The sequence below is a fragment of the Marichromatium purpuratum 984 genome (genome assembly GCF_000224005.2).
Lineage (GTDB): Bacteria > Pseudomonadota > Gammaproteobacteria > Chromatiales > Chromatiaceae > Marichromatium > Marichromatium purpuratum.
This window is the reverse complement of sequence record NZ_CP007031.1, coordinates 3,039,298-3,053,206: the sequence shown is the minus strand read 5'-3', so window position 1 is coordinate 3,053,206 and position 13,909 is coordinate 3,039,298. Positions and strand designations below refer to the sequence as shown.

Annotated in this window: 13 protein-coding genes; 9 read left to right on the top strand and 4 right to left on the bottom strand. The window is 69.1% G+C overall.

Annotation, left to right across the window (positions count from 1 at the left end; all coding sequences use genetic code 11):
* Nucleotides 1–60: 60 nt before the first annotated feature.
* From pyk to MARPU_RS16805, 4 genes are all read left to right on the top strand, one after another.
* Nucleotides 61–1,503: a pyruvate kinase gene (pyk, locus tag MARPU_RS13270; protein WP_005221388.1), complete on the top strand. Its 1,443-nt coding sequence runs from the start codon at nt 61–63 to the stop codon at nt 1,501–1,503.
* Between the two features lie 58 nt (nt 1,504–1,561).
* Nucleotides 1,562–2,626, top strand: a complete 1,065-nt coding sequence (gene fba, locus MARPU_RS13265; protein ID WP_005221389.1) for a class II fructose-bisphosphate aldolase — start codon at nt 1,562–1,564, stop codon at nt 2,624–2,626.
* 137 nt (nt 2,627–2,763) lie between these two features.
* Entirely contained in the window at nt 2,764–3,225 is a 462-nt protein-coding gene (locus tag MARPU_RS13260; RefSeq protein ID WP_005221390.1) for a hypothetical protein, read from the top strand.
* A 23-nt stretch (nt 3,226–3,248) separates the two neighbouring features.
* On the top strand, nt 3,249–3,962 hold the full coding sequence (locus MARPU_RS16805) for a DUF2726 domain-containing protein (RefSeq protein ID WP_005221391.1): 714 nt from the start codon (nt 3,249–3,251) through the stop codon (nt 3,960–3,962).
* Nucleotides 3,963–4,268: 306 nt separating this feature from the next.
* Here MARPU_RS16805 and MARPU_RS13250 read toward each other — a convergent pair whose 3' ends face one another.
* The 3 genes from MARPU_RS13250 to MARPU_RS13240 all read right to left on the bottom strand — a co-directional run bounded on the left by MARPU_RS13250 (nt 4,269) and on the right by MARPU_RS13240 (nt 6,731).
* A complete protein-coding gene (locus tag MARPU_RS13250; protein ID WP_005221392.1) occupies nt 4,269–4,592 on the bottom strand; it encodes a non-heme iron oxygenase ferredoxin subunit in 324 nt (107 codons plus the stop codon).
* On the bottom strand, nt 4,592–5,713 hold the full coding sequence (locus tag MARPU_RS13245; protein ID WP_005221393.1) for an anthranilate phosphoribosyltransferase: 1,122 nt from the start codon (nt 5,711–5,713) through the stop codon (nt 4,592–4,594). The genes MARPU_RS13250 and MARPU_RS13245 overlap by 1 nt, the downstream gene beginning before the upstream one ends.
* A 127-nt stretch (nt 5,714–5,840) precedes the next feature.
* The gene (locus MARPU_RS13240) at nt 5,841–6,731 is read right to left on the bottom strand and encodes a carbon-nitrogen hydrolase (protein ID WP_005221394.1); all 891 of its coding nucleotides are present in this window, start codon (nt 6,729–6,731) and stop codon (nt 5,841–5,843) included.
* A 276-nt stretch (nt 6,732–7,007) separates the two neighbouring features.
* Here MARPU_RS13240 and MARPU_RS13235 point away from each other — a divergent pair, with 276 nt between their 5' ends.
* From MARPU_RS13235 to tilS, 3 genes are all read left to right on the top strand, one after another.
* Complete coding sequence (locus tag MARPU_RS13235; RefSeq protein WP_005221396.1) at nt 7,008–7,742, top strand: metal-dependent hydrolase; 735 nt, start codon at nt 7,008–7,010, stop codon at nt 7,740–7,742.
* Between the two features lie 855 nt (nt 7,743–8,597).
* Complete coding sequence (locus MARPU_RS13230; protein ID WP_005221398.1) at nt 8,598–9,554, top strand: acetyl-CoA carboxylase carboxyltransferase subunit alpha; 957 nt, start codon at nt 8,598–8,600, stop codon at nt 9,552–9,554.
* Nucleotide 9,555: 1 nt separating this feature from the next.
* The gene (gene tilS / locus MARPU_RS13225; RefSeq protein WP_005221400.1) at nt 9,556–10,911 is read left to right on the top strand and encodes a tRNA lysidine(34) synthetase TilS; all 1,356 of its coding nucleotides are present in this window, start codon (nt 9,556–9,558) and stop codon (nt 10,909–10,911) included.
* On the opposite strand, the gene trxA is transcribed toward tilS, so the two are convergent.
* Entirely contained in the window at nt 10,905–11,768 is an 864-nt protein-coding gene (trxA, locus tag MARPU_RS13220; RefSeq protein WP_005221403.1) for a thioredoxin, read from the bottom strand. The two genes, tilS and trxA, sit on opposite strands and share 7 nt — an antisense overlap.
* Nucleotides 11,769–11,959: 191 nt before the next feature.
* Here trxA and trxC point away from each other — a divergent pair, with 191 nt between their 5' ends.
* Together trxC and carA are read left to right on the top strand one after the other, a co-directional pair.
* On the top strand, nt 11,960–12,409 hold the full coding sequence (trxC, locus tag MARPU_RS13215; RefSeq protein ID WP_005221404.1) for a thioredoxin TrxC: 450 nt from the start codon (nt 11,960–11,962) through the stop codon (nt 12,407–12,409).
* A gap of 183 nt (nt 12,410–12,592) precedes the next feature.
* Nucleotides 12,593–13,735, top strand: coding sequence for a glutamine-hydrolyzing carbamoyl-phosphate synthase small subunit (gene carA, locus MARPU_RS13210; RefSeq protein ID WP_005221406.1), 1,143 nt, complete (start codon nt 12,593–12,595; stop codon nt 13,733–13,735).
* Nucleotides 13,736–13,909 lie beyond the last annotated feature (174 nt).

Sequence of the window (13,909 nt, the reverse complement as noted above, 5' to 3'; positions counted from 1 at the left end):
TGGTCGATCCTGGCCGCGCCATCCGGCGCGGCCCCATTTGCACGCGGGAGGCAGTGACACATGCCCAGACGTACCAAGATCGTTGCAACCCTGGGGCCGGCAACCGACGCGCCCGAGGTCATGGACGGGCTCATCCGCGCGGGTCTCGATCTGGCCCGCCTCAACCTCTCCCACGACAGCCACGCGCGCCATCGCGAGCGTGTCGAGCGGCTGCGCGAGCGCGCCCGCGCCGGCGCTGCCGAGGTGGCGGTGCTGTTCGACCTGCAGGGACCGAAGATCCGTATCGGGCGCTTCGCCGACGGGTCGATCGTGCTCGAGCGCGGCGCGCCCTTCGCCATCGATGCCGGGTGTCCGCTCGATGCCGGTGACGCGACCCGGGTCGGCACCACCTATCCGGCGCTCGCCGAGGACGTGCGCGCCGGCGACACCCTGCTGCTCGACGACGGCGCCATCGAGCTGTGGGTCGAGTCGGTCGAGGGCGGGCGGATGGCCTGCCGGGTGGTGATCGGCGGCAAGCTCTCCAACAACAAGGGGATCAACCGCAAGGGCGGGGGGCTCTCGGCCCCGGCGCTGACCGACAAGGATCTGGCCGACATCCGCTTCGCCGCCGAACTCGACGCCGACTACCTGGCCGTCTCCTTCGTGCGCAGCGCCGAGGACGTACGCCAGGCACGCGCCCACTTCCAGGCCGCCGGCGGTCGCGGTGGGGTGGTGGCCAAGATCGAGCGCGCCGAGGCGCTCGACGGTATCGACGAGATCATCAACGCCGCCGACGCCATCATGGTCGCGCGCGGCGATCTCGGGGTGGAGATCGGCGATGCCGAGCTGCCGGCGGTGCAGAAGCACCTCATCAGCCGCGCCCGCGAACTCAACAGCGTGGTGATCACCGCCACCCAGATGATGCAGTCGATGATCGAGAACCCGATCCCGACCCGCGCCGAGGTCTTCGACGTCGCCAATGCGGTGCTCGACGGTACCGACGCGGTGATGCTCTCGGCCGAGAGTTCGATCGGCAGCAACCCGGTGAAGGTGGTCGAGGCGCTCGATCGCATCTGTCGCGAGGCCGAGAAGAGCGCCACCCGCTCCGGGCATCGGCTCGATTCGGTGTTCGGGCGTGTCGACGAGGCCATCGCCATGGCGGCGATGTACACCGCCAACCACCTCGGAGTGAAGGCGATCGCCGCGCTCACCGAGACCGGCTCGACGGTGAAGTGGATGTCGCGCATCAGCTCCGGTATCCCCATCCACGCCATGACCCGCTTCGACTCGACCCGGCGCAAGGTCTGTCTGTTCCGTGGCGTCTATCCGGTCGCCTTCGATGTCGCCAGTACCGACATCCACGAGGTCAACCGCGAGGTGATCGAGGAGCTGCTGCGACGCGGCACCGTGCGCGACGGCGACTTGGTGATCATCACCAAGGGCGATCGCAGCGGGGTCGAGGGCCAGACCAACATCATGAAGATCATGAGGGTCGGAGAGCATCGAACTGCGAGCGAAGATTGACCCACGGGCGTATCCTGAACATCGATTCCACCCCTGTCACTGACACGAGGAGAACATCATGGCCCTGATTTCCATGCGCCAGCTGCTGGATCACGCCGCCGAGCGCGGCTACGGCGTGCCCGCCTTCAACGTCAACAATCTCGAACAGATGCGCGCCATCATGGAGGCGGCTGACGAGACCGACTCGCCGGTGATCGTCCAGGCCTCGGCCGGTGCGCGCAAGTACGCCGGTGCGCCCTTCCTGCGTCACCTGATCCTCGCCGCGATCGAGGAGTGGCCGCATATCCCGGTGTGCATGCACCAGGACCACGGCACCTCGCCGGCGGTCTGCCAGCGCTCTATCCAGCTCGGCTTCTCCTCGGTGATGATGGACGGTTCGCTGGGCGAGGACGGCAAGACCCCGACCAGCTACGACTACAACGTCGACGTCACCCGTCGGGTGGTCGAGATCGCCCACGCCTGCGGCGTCTCGGTCGAGGGCGAGCTGGGTTGTCTGGGCTCGCTCGAGACCGGCACCGCGGGCGAGGAGGACGGCATCGGCGCCGAGGGCACGCTCGACCACAGCCAGCTGCTGACCGACCCCGAGGAGGCCGCCGACTTCGTTGCCAAGACCAAGGTCGACGCCCTGGCGATCGCCATCGGCACTTCCCACGGCGCCTACAAGTTCACCCGGCCGCCGACCGGCGACATCCTCGCCATCAGCCGCATCAAGGAGATCCACCAACGCATCCCCAACACCCATCTGGTGATGCACGGCTCCTCCTCGGTGCCGCAGGAATGGCTGGCGATCATCAACGAGTTCGGCGGCGACATGGGCGAGACCTATGGCGTGCCGGTCGAGGAGATCGTCGAGGGCATCAAGCACGGGGTGCGCAAGGTCAACATCGACACCGACCTGCGCATGGCCTCGACCGGTGCCATCCGCAAGCACCTCGCCGAGAATCGCGCCAACTTCGATCCGCGCAAGTACTACATTGCCGCCACCAAGGCGATGAAGGACATCTGCCGGACCCGCTACGAGGCCTTCGGCACCGCCGGTAACGCCAGCAAGATCACTGCGCTCTCGCTGGAGCGGATGACTGCCTGCTACGACAGCGGTGAACTCGACCCACGCATCAACTGATCGGTGCGCGCGAGGCCGGTGGGCGTCTGCTCATCGGCCATTCGACCGGGGCCCGGCAACGGACCCCGGTCGCCTTGGGGTAGAATCTCCGCCAGCGACCATCCGGTCGGACCTGGATCTCGTGGAGTTGCTTCCCCATGCTTGGTTTCATTCGTAACGCAATCATCCTCTCGGCCATCGCCCTGGCGCTGCTGATGCTGACCCTCTCCTGGGCCCCGTACGGACTCAAGCCGCGGCTCTGGCAGCTCAACGAACTGCTCGCACAGGATCAGGCGGTCGCCGAGTATCCCTACGATTTCCGCGTCCTGACCTTCCTCAACGGGGTCGCCACGGTGACCAGTCCGCGCGCCTCGACGGTCGAGGAATCACGCTATCTCGGCTGGATCGACCCGACGCTGGGCAATGGCGACGCGTCGGCCCAGGCGCAGTCGCTGCGCACCGCGCGCGAGCGCCTGAGCTATACCGAGCTGTACGTGCTCCAGCTGCTGCTGTCGCAGTCCGACGTCGACTCGGTGGTGTGGGCGCTCGATCGCGCCTGGTTCAATCGGCACGGGGTGAAGTTGCCGCCCCAGGCAGAGCCCGGCCTGCCGCGCGGCTGACCACATTCCTGACCGGAGGGAGCATGGCTCATTTCTACCTGCTGCTCGGACTCACCGCGCTGGTGCTGCTCGCCCTCGCGATCAGCCTGTGGCGCGCGCTGTCGCCGCGTAACCGCCGTCCCTACGTGATCGCCGGGCCGCTGCTCACGTCCACCCAGCGTGAGTTCGCTCACGCTCTGGAGCAATGTCTCGACGATCGCTACCGACTCTATGCGCGGGTGCCGGTGGCCGAGGTGCTGGCGGTGGCGCGGCGCACCCCGAAGCGTTGGCGCGAACGCGCCGAGTTGCGGATCGGTGAGCGTGTCCTCGACTTCCTGGTCTGCGATGCGGCGACCAGCAAGCCCTGCTGCGCCCTGGCGCTCTCGCCGACGGGTTGGCTGCGCCGTCGCGAGCCGCCGCGCGACCAGCTCGATGCCATGTGTGCCGCCGCCGGTTTGCCGCTGCTGCGCTTTCTCGAGCGCGAGCACTACGCCCCGGGCGATCTCGCGCCACGGCTGCGCGCAGTGCTCGGCGTGACCGGCCGCGCTGCGCTGCGCACCCGTGCCGAGACGTCAGAGCCCGTCCAGTCCCAGCCCCAGGTGATGGTGCCGACCCTCGGTGGCCGTCGCGCTGAGCCGGTGCTCGGCGAGGTCGGCCCGACCGACGTCACCGACGGGCCGCGTTTCCGCATCGACGACGACGTCGAGATCGGCGCCGACCGCCGCGAACCGGCACTGACCCCGCCTCGGGCGGAGTGAGGCGCGTCGGGTCAGCGGTCGGCTTCCAGCGACCAGCGACCAGCGACCAGCGACCAGGGGATTGAACCGCCAAGCCGCAAAGAGCGCGAAGAGGTTCAAGTTGCCAGCGGCCAGCGGCCAGCCGCCAGCGAGAGGGCAGACTTGTATCGTCCCTTCAAGGTTGACTGCAAACCGACACTGGAGGCTGTTTGCTGAAGGCTGGTCGCTTTCTTCGCGCCCTTCGCGGCTTTGCGGTTCAATCCTGGCGGCTGGCGGCTGGCGGCTGGCGGCTGGCGGCTGGCGGCTGGCGGCTGGCGGCTGGCGTCCTCACTCGCCCGCCCGCGTCGGGTCGATCAGGATCTGGTCGTTGATGACCTCGACGTGGAAGGTGCGGATCGGGGTCTCGGCGGGCGCTTCGAGCGGCTGGCCGGTGCGCAGGCAGAAGCGGCTGCCGTGCAGCGAGCACTTGATGCGCGCGCCGTCGAGATAGCCGTAGGAGAGCGGATAGTCCTCGTGGCTGCAGTTGTCCTCGACGGCATAGAGCCGCCCCTCGACCCGAGCGAGGATGCAGTCGATCCCCGCCACCCGAATCCGGATGAAACCTCCCTCGGGGACCTCGTCGCGGCCTGCCACTGCGCTCGGCCCGGCCATCAGTACACCCGCCGTGCGGCACGGCCGCTGTCGAGTACCGCGCGGGCACGGATCGCCCCCGCCTCCAGGGTGGGCACCCGTCCCAGATGCCAGAGCACCAGCGCTGCGCCCAGCACCAGGGCGTCATAGGCGGGGCCGTGTCCGCCCTCGAGCGCGGCTAGGCCGGCGCGTGCTGCCGCTGCGGCGGTGGCCGGCAAATCGACGGCGATGGCGATGTCGTCGCCGGCGCGGCTGGTCTGCGGCAGGGTCTCTGGCAGTGGTGGGGCGCGTAGCGTCTGCTCGATGCCCAGGCTGGTGGGGTCGACCTCGAAGGACTGCTCCTCGCTCATGCGCTCATAGTTGAAACACAGCCCACGCTGGCGCAGCGAGGGAATGACGCCACCCTCGACGCCGCGCACCAGCAGCGCCGACTCGAACCCGGCATGGCGCGCGAGCAGGGCATAGATGCGCGGATAGGGCTTGTGCACATAGCCGGTCATCAGGTGAGTGTGGCGGCGTCCGTGAACCGGTCGCGCCAGTACCTCGACGGTGGTCAGGGCCTGACGTTTGACGATGGTCTCGCGCAGTCCGAGCAGGTTGTGCAGCGACGCGCAGTAGGCGCGCTGATCGACATAACCCCAGCCGAGTTCGGGATCGGAGAGGCGGGCGGCGACCTCGACCGGACTGAGGTCGACCGCGACCCCGGCGGCCTCGAGTACATGTCTGTGGGTGACGCCGAACTTGGGGCCGACGGCGTGCGCGCCATGGCTGATCGCCGCGACCCCGCACTCGGCGAGCAGCGGCATCAGGAAGGGCGAGACCGGCAGCGAGCGGTTGTAGCCGTCGTAGGGGTCGGCGATGTCGACCACCTCGTCGACCTCGGCGACGGCGTGTCCGGTGGCCTCCTGGATGGCCTCGAGGATGCCGCGCAGCTCGTCGTCGGTCTCGCGCTTCATCCGCAGCGCGATGAGAAAGATGGCCGCCTGCACCGGGTCGGCGGTGGCGTCGAGAATGGTGCGCATCGCCTGTCGGGCCTCGGCCAGGGAGATGTCCTTGGAGAGATCGGGGCCGGTGGCGACGCGCTGGATGATCGAGCGCATCAGCGCGCGATTCTCGGTGCTGGGGCTGGTGTCAGTGGGCATGGGCTGTCCTCCGCTGGCGCGATGACTGCGGGGCGGCCACGCCGCCCGGGCGCATCCTGCTCGCGGTCGCGTGGCGACCGCACAGCCATCCCTGAGGGCGGAGGGCGGTGATCTCAACCGCGCGGGGTCAGTCGCGGTAGCGGCGCTCGAGCGCGTCGTAGGCGTCGATCCGCCGATCGCGCAGGAAGGGCCAGATGCGGCGCACGGTCTCGCTGCGGGCGCGATCGATGGTGACGATCAGGGTCTCGGTGCGATCGGCCCCGGCGCGCGCGAGCAGCTCGCCCTGGGGACCGCAGACGAAGGAGTTGCCCCAGAAGTGCGCTCCGGCGCCACCCGCCGCCGGATCGGGCTCGAAGCCGATGCGGTTGCAGGCGGCCAGCGGCAGGCCGTTGGCCACCGCGTGACCACGCTGTACCGTCATCCAGGCGTCGAGCTGGCGCGCCTGCTCCTCGGCCTCGTCACGCGGGTCCCAGCCGATGGCGGTGGGGTAGAGCAGCAGCTCGGCCCCGGCGAGCGCCATCAGCCGCGCCGCCTCCGGGTACCACTGGTCCCAGCACACCAGCACCCCGAGCCGACCGACACTGGTGTCGATCGGGGTGAAACCGAGATCGCCGGGGGTGAAGTAGAACTTCTCGTAGTAGCCCGGGTCGTCGGGGATGTGCATCTTGCGATAGCGCCCGGCGAGGCGCCCGTCGCTGTCGAGTACCACGGCGGTGTTGTGATAGAGCCCGGGGGCGCGGCGCTCGAACAGCGAGCCGACGATCACCACCCCGAGTTCGGCGGCGAGTGTGCCGAGGTACGCGGTGCTGGGGCCAGGGATGGGCTCGGCGAGATCGAACAGCGCAGGGTCTTCCTGCTGACAGAAATAGGGTCCGTTGTGCAGTTCCTGGAGCAGCACCAACTGCGCGCCCTCGGCGGCAGCCGCGCGACAGGCCGTGGCGCAGGCGTCGAGATTGGCCTCGAGGCCGCCCTGATCGGCCTGCTGGACGAGCGCGATGGTCAGTGGGGATGCGGTCATGGACGAAACCTCTGCGAAGCGACGGCGGACGAGGCGCGGATTATCCGCCACGGCGGGGTTCGTCGCCAGCTTCCAGGCGCCAGGTGCCAGCTATCAGCCACCAGCCTCCAGTGGACGTGCTTGCTGAGCGCTGTCGCTTGAGACAAGCGCACTGGAGGCTGGGTGCTGGCGGCCGGGTGCTTTCCCTGGCGGCTGGCGGCTGGCGGCTGGCGCGGTTAGAGTGCCCCGGATCCGTGGGCGCCGCTGGCGTCGCTCTGCGCAGTGCTTCGTTTCCGCATGGCCAACTTCCACACCCATATCAATGTCGGCATCTTCGTCAGTGGCGCCAGCGTGCTCGGTCTGCATGCCGCCGGGCTGGTCGAGCAGGGACAGACCCTGCCGCTGTTCGCGCTCGGGGTCGGCGCCAGTCTGTTGCCCGATGTCGACTCCGACACCTCGCGCCCGGTGCGCGCCTTCTTCACCGTGCTCGGGGCCGGACTGGCCTTCGCCATGACCCTGCCGCTGGTGGGGCAGCTGTTGCTGTTCGAGCTGGCGCTGGTATGGATCGGGGTGTTCCTCTGCGTTCGCTACGGCTTCTTCGAGCTGTTCACCCGCTTCACCGTGCACCGCGGGATCTGGCATTCCTGGCTCGCCGCCGGGGTGTGGGCGCTGGCGACGGTCAATGCCGCCCACTGGTTGTTCGAGCAGCCGGCGCGGGCGGCCTGGGTGGCCGGGCTGATGGTGGCGATCGGCTATCTCACCCATCTCCTGCTCGACGAGCTGTTCAGCGTCGATCTGCTCAACAGCCGGATCAAGCGCTCCTTCGGCACCGCGCTCAAGCCGCTGAGCCTGAACGACCCGCTGAGCAGCCTGACCCTGCTCGCGCTGGCCGTCTGGCTGGCCTGGATCGCGCCGGACCCGGGTGACTGGCCGGCCTTCGATCGGACCGTCTCCGGCATCCAGGCGTTGTGGCTGGGGCTCGGCGATGAACTTGGCGGCTGGCAGCGGGCGCTGGCGCGGCTGTTCGAGTAGGGGTTATCAGTCGTCAGCGACCAGTTGCCCGCCGCCAGTCGCCAGTTGCCAGTCGTCAGCCATCAGTCGCCAGTCGTCAGCCACCAGTTGCCAGCCGTCAGTCGTTAGCCATCAGCCGTCAGCCATCAGCCACCAGTTGCCAGCCGCCAGCCGCCAGTTGCCAGTTGCCAGTTGCCAGTCGTCAGCCATCAGTCGCCAGCCATCAGTTGCCAGCCGTCAGTCGTCAGCCGTCAGCCGTCAGCCGTCAGCTGCCAGCCACCGGTCGCTATCGGGGCGCAGGCGTTGGTCTCTCACGACGCCCTGAAGGCACCGCTACTGGCGGCTGAGAGCGGGTGGCTGGTGACCGATTATTGGCACCGGAATCGTCTCGTCCGACGGCGCGCTTTTGCGGCTTTTTCCCGTCGGGGTGGCTGATTCTCGGGGGTTGGGACGGGTTTTTCTGCTGGTTTGCTGTAAACGCCTGGTGCTGTTCGAATTTGGCGGCATTTACCTGCCTGATCGCGGATCTTGGTCGAAATCCTGAGGTCATGTCGGTTAAGTACGCGAAATCACCTTCGAGACGTCGCATGGCCCGGTGCTCGGCTGTCCGGTGCGGTCGTGCAGAGCCTGGTGCATGATGCTGTACTCACTGCGATCGCTGCGCTAGATTGGCAGGTTGCTGTGTGGCCGCGGGCATGCGCCCGTGCCGGGGTCGAGCCGGGTGGATGGGGCGACGAGGTCGGTCCCGCAACGCCCGAGCCGGGGTGTCGTTGCGATGGCCCCTCGGTGCTCGATCGCTGCCTGATGACGGGGCGCCGTATGCGGAGTCATCCGTGGGCGATCCACGCGTAACTCTCAAGACGATGTAGTGGGGCTATGGATCTCAATTTCCTCGATTTCGAACAACCCATCGCAGAGCTCGAGGCGAAGATCGAAGAACTTCGCCTGGTCGGCCACGACAACGAACTCAATATCCAGGAGGAGATCGAGCGTCTCCAGACCAAGTGTGTGGCGCTCACCGAGTCGATCTTCTCCTCGCTGACGCCGTGGCAGATCTCGCAGCTTTCGCGTCATCCGCAGCGTCCCTATCTGCTCGATTATGTGCGCCGGATCTTCGATGAGTTCCACGAGCTGCACGGCGATCGCGCCTTCGCCGACGATTCGGCCATCGTCGGAGGGTTGGCGCGGCTCGACGGGCGGCCGGTGATGGTGATCGGTCACCAGAAGGGGCGCGATACCAAGGAGAAGATCCAGCGCAACTTCGGCATGCCGCGTCCCGAGGGTTACCGCAAGGCGCTGCGCCTGATGGAGATGGCCGAGCGCTTCTCGATACCGGTGCTGACCTTCATCGACACCCCCGGCGCCTATCCTGGCGTCGGTGCCGAGGAGCGTGGTCAGAGCGAGGCGATCGCGCGCAACCTGCGCGAGATGTCGCGGCTGCGTACCCCGGTCCTCAGCACCGTGATCGGCGAGGGCGGTTCGGGCGGGGCGCTGGCGATCGGCGTCGGCGACTGGCTGGGGATGCTGCAGTTCAGCACCTACTCGGTGATCTCGCCCGAGGGTTGCGCCTCGATCCTGTGGAAGAGCGCCGACAAGGCCCAGCTCGCCGCCGAGGCGATGGCGATCACCTCCGACAAGCTGCTCGAGCAGGGGCTGATCGACGAGATCATCAAGGAGCCCTCGGGTGGTGCGCATCGCGACCCCGACGCCAACGCCGCCGCGCTCAAGGCGGTGCTGGTGAAGCGGCTCGACGAACTCGCCGCGGTCGACCTCGACACCCTGGTGGCCAAGCGCCATCAGCGCCTGATGGGCTTCGGTCGCTTCAAGGAGTGAGGTGGACGCGCTCGACCCCGAGCGCCTCGCCGTCGACCTGGCCGCGCTCGGTGGCCGGGGGCGTTGCTGGATCGCCTACAGCGGTGGACTCGACTCCACCGTGCTGCTGCACGCGCTGACCCGGGCGCCACTGGCGCGCCCGCTCGGCGCCATCCACATCGATCACGGCCTGCAGCCAGTGGCGCGGGACTGGCGTCGGCACTGTCGTGAGCGCTGTCGCGTGCTCGGGGTGCGTTTCGTCGCCCGCGCCCTGGCGCTCTCGCCGCCCCCTGGCGAGAGCCTCGAGGCCCATGCCCGCGCGGCGCGCTATCGCGCCTTCGCCGCGCTGCTCGACGACGACGAGCTGCTGCTGACCGCCCATCATCTCGACGACCAGGCCGAGACCCTGCTGCTCGCACTGCTGCGAGGCAGCGGGGTGCACGGGCTGGCGGCGATGCCGGGATGCGCGCTGCTCGGTCGGGGGCGCTTGGTGCGCCCGCTGCTCGGGGTGTCGCGCGCGCAGCTGCTCGATTACGCCCGGCGTCATCGGCTCGACTGGATCGAGGATCCGAGCAACGACGCCCTCCATCACGATCGCAACCTGCTGCGCCACCAGGTGCTGCCGCTGCTGCGCGGCCGCTGGCCGGCGGCGGCGTCCACCATCGCGCGCAGCGCGGCGCACTGTGCCGAGGCGGCGACGCTGATCGATCGCCAGGCTGGGTGCGATCTCGCCGCCGTCGCCGGCGCCGTGCCCGGCAGCCTCTCGGTGGCCGGTCTGTCCGGGCTGGAGCCCCCGGCGCGGCGGGCGGTGGCGCGGCTGTGGCTGCGGCGTCAGGGCTTTGCGGTGCCGGGGCGGGCGCGGCTCGAACGGGTCGTCGGCGAGCTGTTGACGGCGCGCGTCGATGCCGCGCCGCAGGTGGCCTGGGCCGGCTGCGAGGTGCGCCGCTATCGCGACGACCTCTATGCGCTGCAACCGCTGCCGAGGCCGCCGGATGCGGCTCTACGCTGGGTGTCGGGGCGCGAGTTGGTGCTGCCGCATGGACTGGGCGAGTTACAGGTGAGCGGCGCCGAGATGGCGCTGGAGGTGCGCTTCGGTGTCGGTGGGCGGTGTCGCCCGCGCCCGGGCGGGCCGCTGCGCTCGCTCAAGAAGATCTTTCAGGAGGCCGGGGTGCCGCCCTGGCTGCGCCCGCTGGTGCCGTTGCTGTTCGTCGCCGGGACCGATCGACTGGTCGCGGTCGCCGGGGTCTGCGGCTGTCACCCGGAGCAGGCCGGGGCGCCGGGCTGGCTGCGCTGGTCGGGGCACCCCTGGGGCGCGCTCGGGGTGTTTCGCGAGGTCTGCGAGATCGGGCGCGCCGCCGGGGGGGAGGGCGCTCAGTAGAGCGCGGTCATCATCTTGGCGCGATAGCGCGCGACCAGGTCGCCGTCGCCGCCGAGCAGGTCGAACACCGCGAGCATGCCCTTGCGCCCGGCGTCCTCGCCATAGCCGCGATCGCGCTTCATCAGCTCGAGCAGCAGTTCCAGCGCGGTGGCGTGATCGCCCTGGCTCACCGCACGGGCAGCGAGTTGATAGCGGGCCTCGCTGTCGGTGGCATCGGCCTCGAGACGGGCGCGCAGCGTCGCCTCGTCAGCGGCGTCGACGAGCGCGGCGGCGAAGCGCAGCCGGCCACGCAGGGCATTGACCTCGGGGTCGTTGGCCAGCTCGATCGGCAGCCGATCGATCGCCGCCTCGGCCTCGGTGACCTCGCCGCGCGCGGCGCGCAGCTCGACCTCGAGCAGGGCGATGCGGTTGTTCTCCGGGTCCTCGGCGCGGGCCTGTTCGAGCTGTGCGGCGGCCTGCTCGAGTGCGCCCTCGGCGATACTGGTGCGGGCCTGCTCGAGCAGCCCGCTCGAGGCGCGGGGGATGTGGCGATCGAGGAACTCGCGGATCTCTCCCTCGGGCAGCGCGCCCATGAACTCGTCGACCGGCTGGCCGTCCTTGTAGAGCCGTACCGTGGGCAGGCTGCGCACGCCGAACTGTGCGGCCAGCGTCTGCTCCTCCTCGGTGTTGACCTTGGCGAGCAGGAAGCGCCCGGCGTAGCGCTCGGCCAGCCCGGTGAGCAGCGGCATCAGCATGCGACAGGGGGCGCACCAGTCGGCCCAGAAGTCGACCAGCACCGGGCGCTCGTAGGAGCCCTCGATGACGACCGACTGGAAGTTCTCGGCGGTGACGGTCACGACATGGGGTGAATCTGTCATGGGGGATGACTCCTGATGGTGTGGATATTGGCGAGGCCGGTGACGATAGCCACCGGTCGATGACGATTCAAGACGGTCGCGATACGGCTGGGGCCGTGGTCGGAACGGTCACGACCGTCGACAATGACCAGGATACGCGGCGTGCGGACTCTCCCGTCCCGCCCGCATCCATCGAGAGGGAGAGTGAGGAGATGTCCGATCCAATCCATGTGGTCTGTCCCGCCTGCGACGCGGTCAACCGACTGGCGCCGGCGCGCCTCGGCGCGGGCGGACGTTGCGGGCGCTGTCATGCGCCGCTGTTCGGTGGCGAGCCGGTGGCGCTCGACGAGGCGCGCTTCGCCCGTCACCTGGCGCGCAGCGATCTGCCGCTGCTGGTCGATTTCTGGGCGCCCTGGTGCGGTCCCTGCCAGATGATGGCGCCGGCCTTCGCCGCTGCCGCGCGCACCCTCGAGCCCGAGCTGCGGCTGATCAAGGTCGACACCGAGCAGGCCCAGGGGCTGGCCGCGCGGCTCGGTATCCGCAGCATCCCGACCCTGGCGCTGTTTCGCGGCGGGGTCGAGCGTGCCCGTCAGGCCGGTGCCATGGATGCTGCGGGGATCACCGCCTGGGCGCGCCATCAACTGCGCGATGGCGTGAGCTGAAGCAGATGATCGGGTTGGCATTTCGCCGCCCGTGCCGACCGGCGCGCGTGGACAGTGCGCCGACGGTTCTTTAGAATTCAGGCCGGTCAGGGCGCTGCCATTGACCTACCCTGTGTGTCCAACGCCGTCACCCGACGTCCCGTCGCGGTCGTTGCGCATCCTCGCCCGGATTCGGAGATACCCTTGAGAAAACCCGCAGTTCTGGTTCTGGAAGACGGTTCGGTCTTCCGCGGAACATCGATTGGCGCCGATGGCTCGAGCGTCGGTGAGGTGGTGTTCAACACCGCCATGACCGGCTATCAGGAGATCCTCACCGATCCCTCCTATCTGCGCCAGCTCGTGACCCTGACATACCCCCACATCGGCAACGTGGGCGCCAACCCGGAGGACGAGGAGTCCGCCGGCATCCAGGCCGCCGGCCTGATCATCCGCCACTTGCCCCAGCGCGCCAGCAATTTCCGCCAGCGCGAGCGTCTCGACGACTATCTGCGTCGTCAGGGCGTGGTCGGCATCGCCGACATCGACACCCGTCGCCTGACCCGCATCCTGCGCGAGAAGGGCGCGCAGAACGGCTGTCTACAGGCCGGCGACGCCATCGACGAGGCCGCGGCCCTGGCCGCCGCCCGTGACTTCCCCGGGCTCAAGGGCATGGACCTCGCCCAGCAGGCCACCACCGCCGAGCCCTATGCCTGGACCCAGGGCGAGTGGGCGCTCGAGGGCGGGCTGCCCGCGCCGCTCGACCCTGCCGACGAGGCGCTGCCGTTCAAGGTCGTCGCCTACGACTTCGGCGTCAAGCGCAACATCCTGCGCATGCTGGCCTCGCGCGGCTGCAGCGTCACCGTAGTCCCGGCCCGCACCCCCGCCGCCGAGGTGCTGGCGATGAACCCCGACGGGGTGTTCCTCTCCAACGGTCCCGGCGACCCCGAGCCCTGTGACTACGCCATCGCCGCGATCCGCGAGCTGCTCGAGCACCAGGTGCCGCTGTTCGGCATCTGTCTTGGCCACCAGTTGCTCGCGCTCGCCTCCGGCGCTCGCACGCTGAAGATGAAGTTCGGCCACCACGGCGCCAACCACCCGGTGCAGGATCTCGCCACCGGCGCGGTGATGATCAGCAGCCAGAACCACGGCTTCGCCGTCGACGAGGAGACCCTCCCCGAGACGCTGCAGCCGACGCATCGCTCGCTGTTCGACGGCTCGCTGCAGGGTATTCGTCGCTGCGACTGCCCGGCCTTCAGCTTCCAGGGGCACCCCGAGGCCAGTCCCGGCCCCTGTGACGTGGCGCCGCTGTTCGATCAGTTCATCGAGTCCATGCGCGCGCGCGGCTAGACGGGCGGCGTCGCGCGCGTTCCCTCATGTGACGCGCGCGCGGGCTCGACGGATCCGCCAGCGACGGCGGAGTCCGGGGTCGACCGGGTGTTGCGGAGCGGTGCGGGCGCGGATCCCTCGCGGTCCGTCGCCAACGGCATTCGTCTTCCAGCATTTGCGTTCACGTACATCCAT

Coding starts and splice junctions, on each gene's coding strand:
- pyk (WP_005221388.1), top strand. CDS start 61: ATGCCCAGACGTACCAAGATCGTTGCAACCCTGGGGCCGGCAACCGAC.
- fba (WP_005221389.1), top strand. CDS start 1,562: ATGGCCCTGATTTCCATGCGCCAGCTGCTGGATCACGCCGCCGAGCGC.
- MARPU_RS13260 (WP_005221390.1), top strand. CDS start 2,764: ATGCTTGGTTTCATTCGTAACGCAATCATCCTCTCGGCCATCGCCCTG.
- MARPU_RS16805 (WP_005221391.1), top strand. CDS start 3,249: ATGGCTCATTTCTACCTGCTGCTCGGACTCACCGCGCTGGTGCTGCTC.
- MARPU_RS13250 (WP_005221392.1), bottom strand. CDS start 4,592: ATGGCCGGGCCGAGCGCAGTGGCAGGCCGCGACGAGGTCCCCGAGGGA.
- MARPU_RS13245 (WP_005221393.1), bottom strand. CDS start 5,713: ATGCCCACTGACACCAGCCCCAGCACCGAGAATCGCGCGCTGATGCGC.
- MARPU_RS13240 (WP_005221394.1), bottom strand. CDS start 6,731: ATGACCGCATCCCCACTGACCATCGCGCTCGTCCAGCAGGCCGATCAG.
- MARPU_RS13235 (WP_005221396.1), top strand. CDS start 7,008: ATGGCCAACTTCCACACCCATATCAATGTCGGCATCTTCGTCAGTGGC.
- MARPU_RS13230 (WP_005221398.1), top strand. CDS start 8,598: ATGGATCTCAATTTCCTCGATTTCGAACAACCCATCGCAGAGCTCGAG.
- trxA (WP_005221403.1), bottom strand. CDS start 11,768: ATGACAGATTCACCCCATGTCGTGACCGTCACCGCCGAGAACTTCCAG.
- trxC (WP_005221404.1), top strand. CDS start 11,960: ATGTCCGATCCAATCCATGTGGTCTGTCCCGCCTGCGACGCGGTCAAC.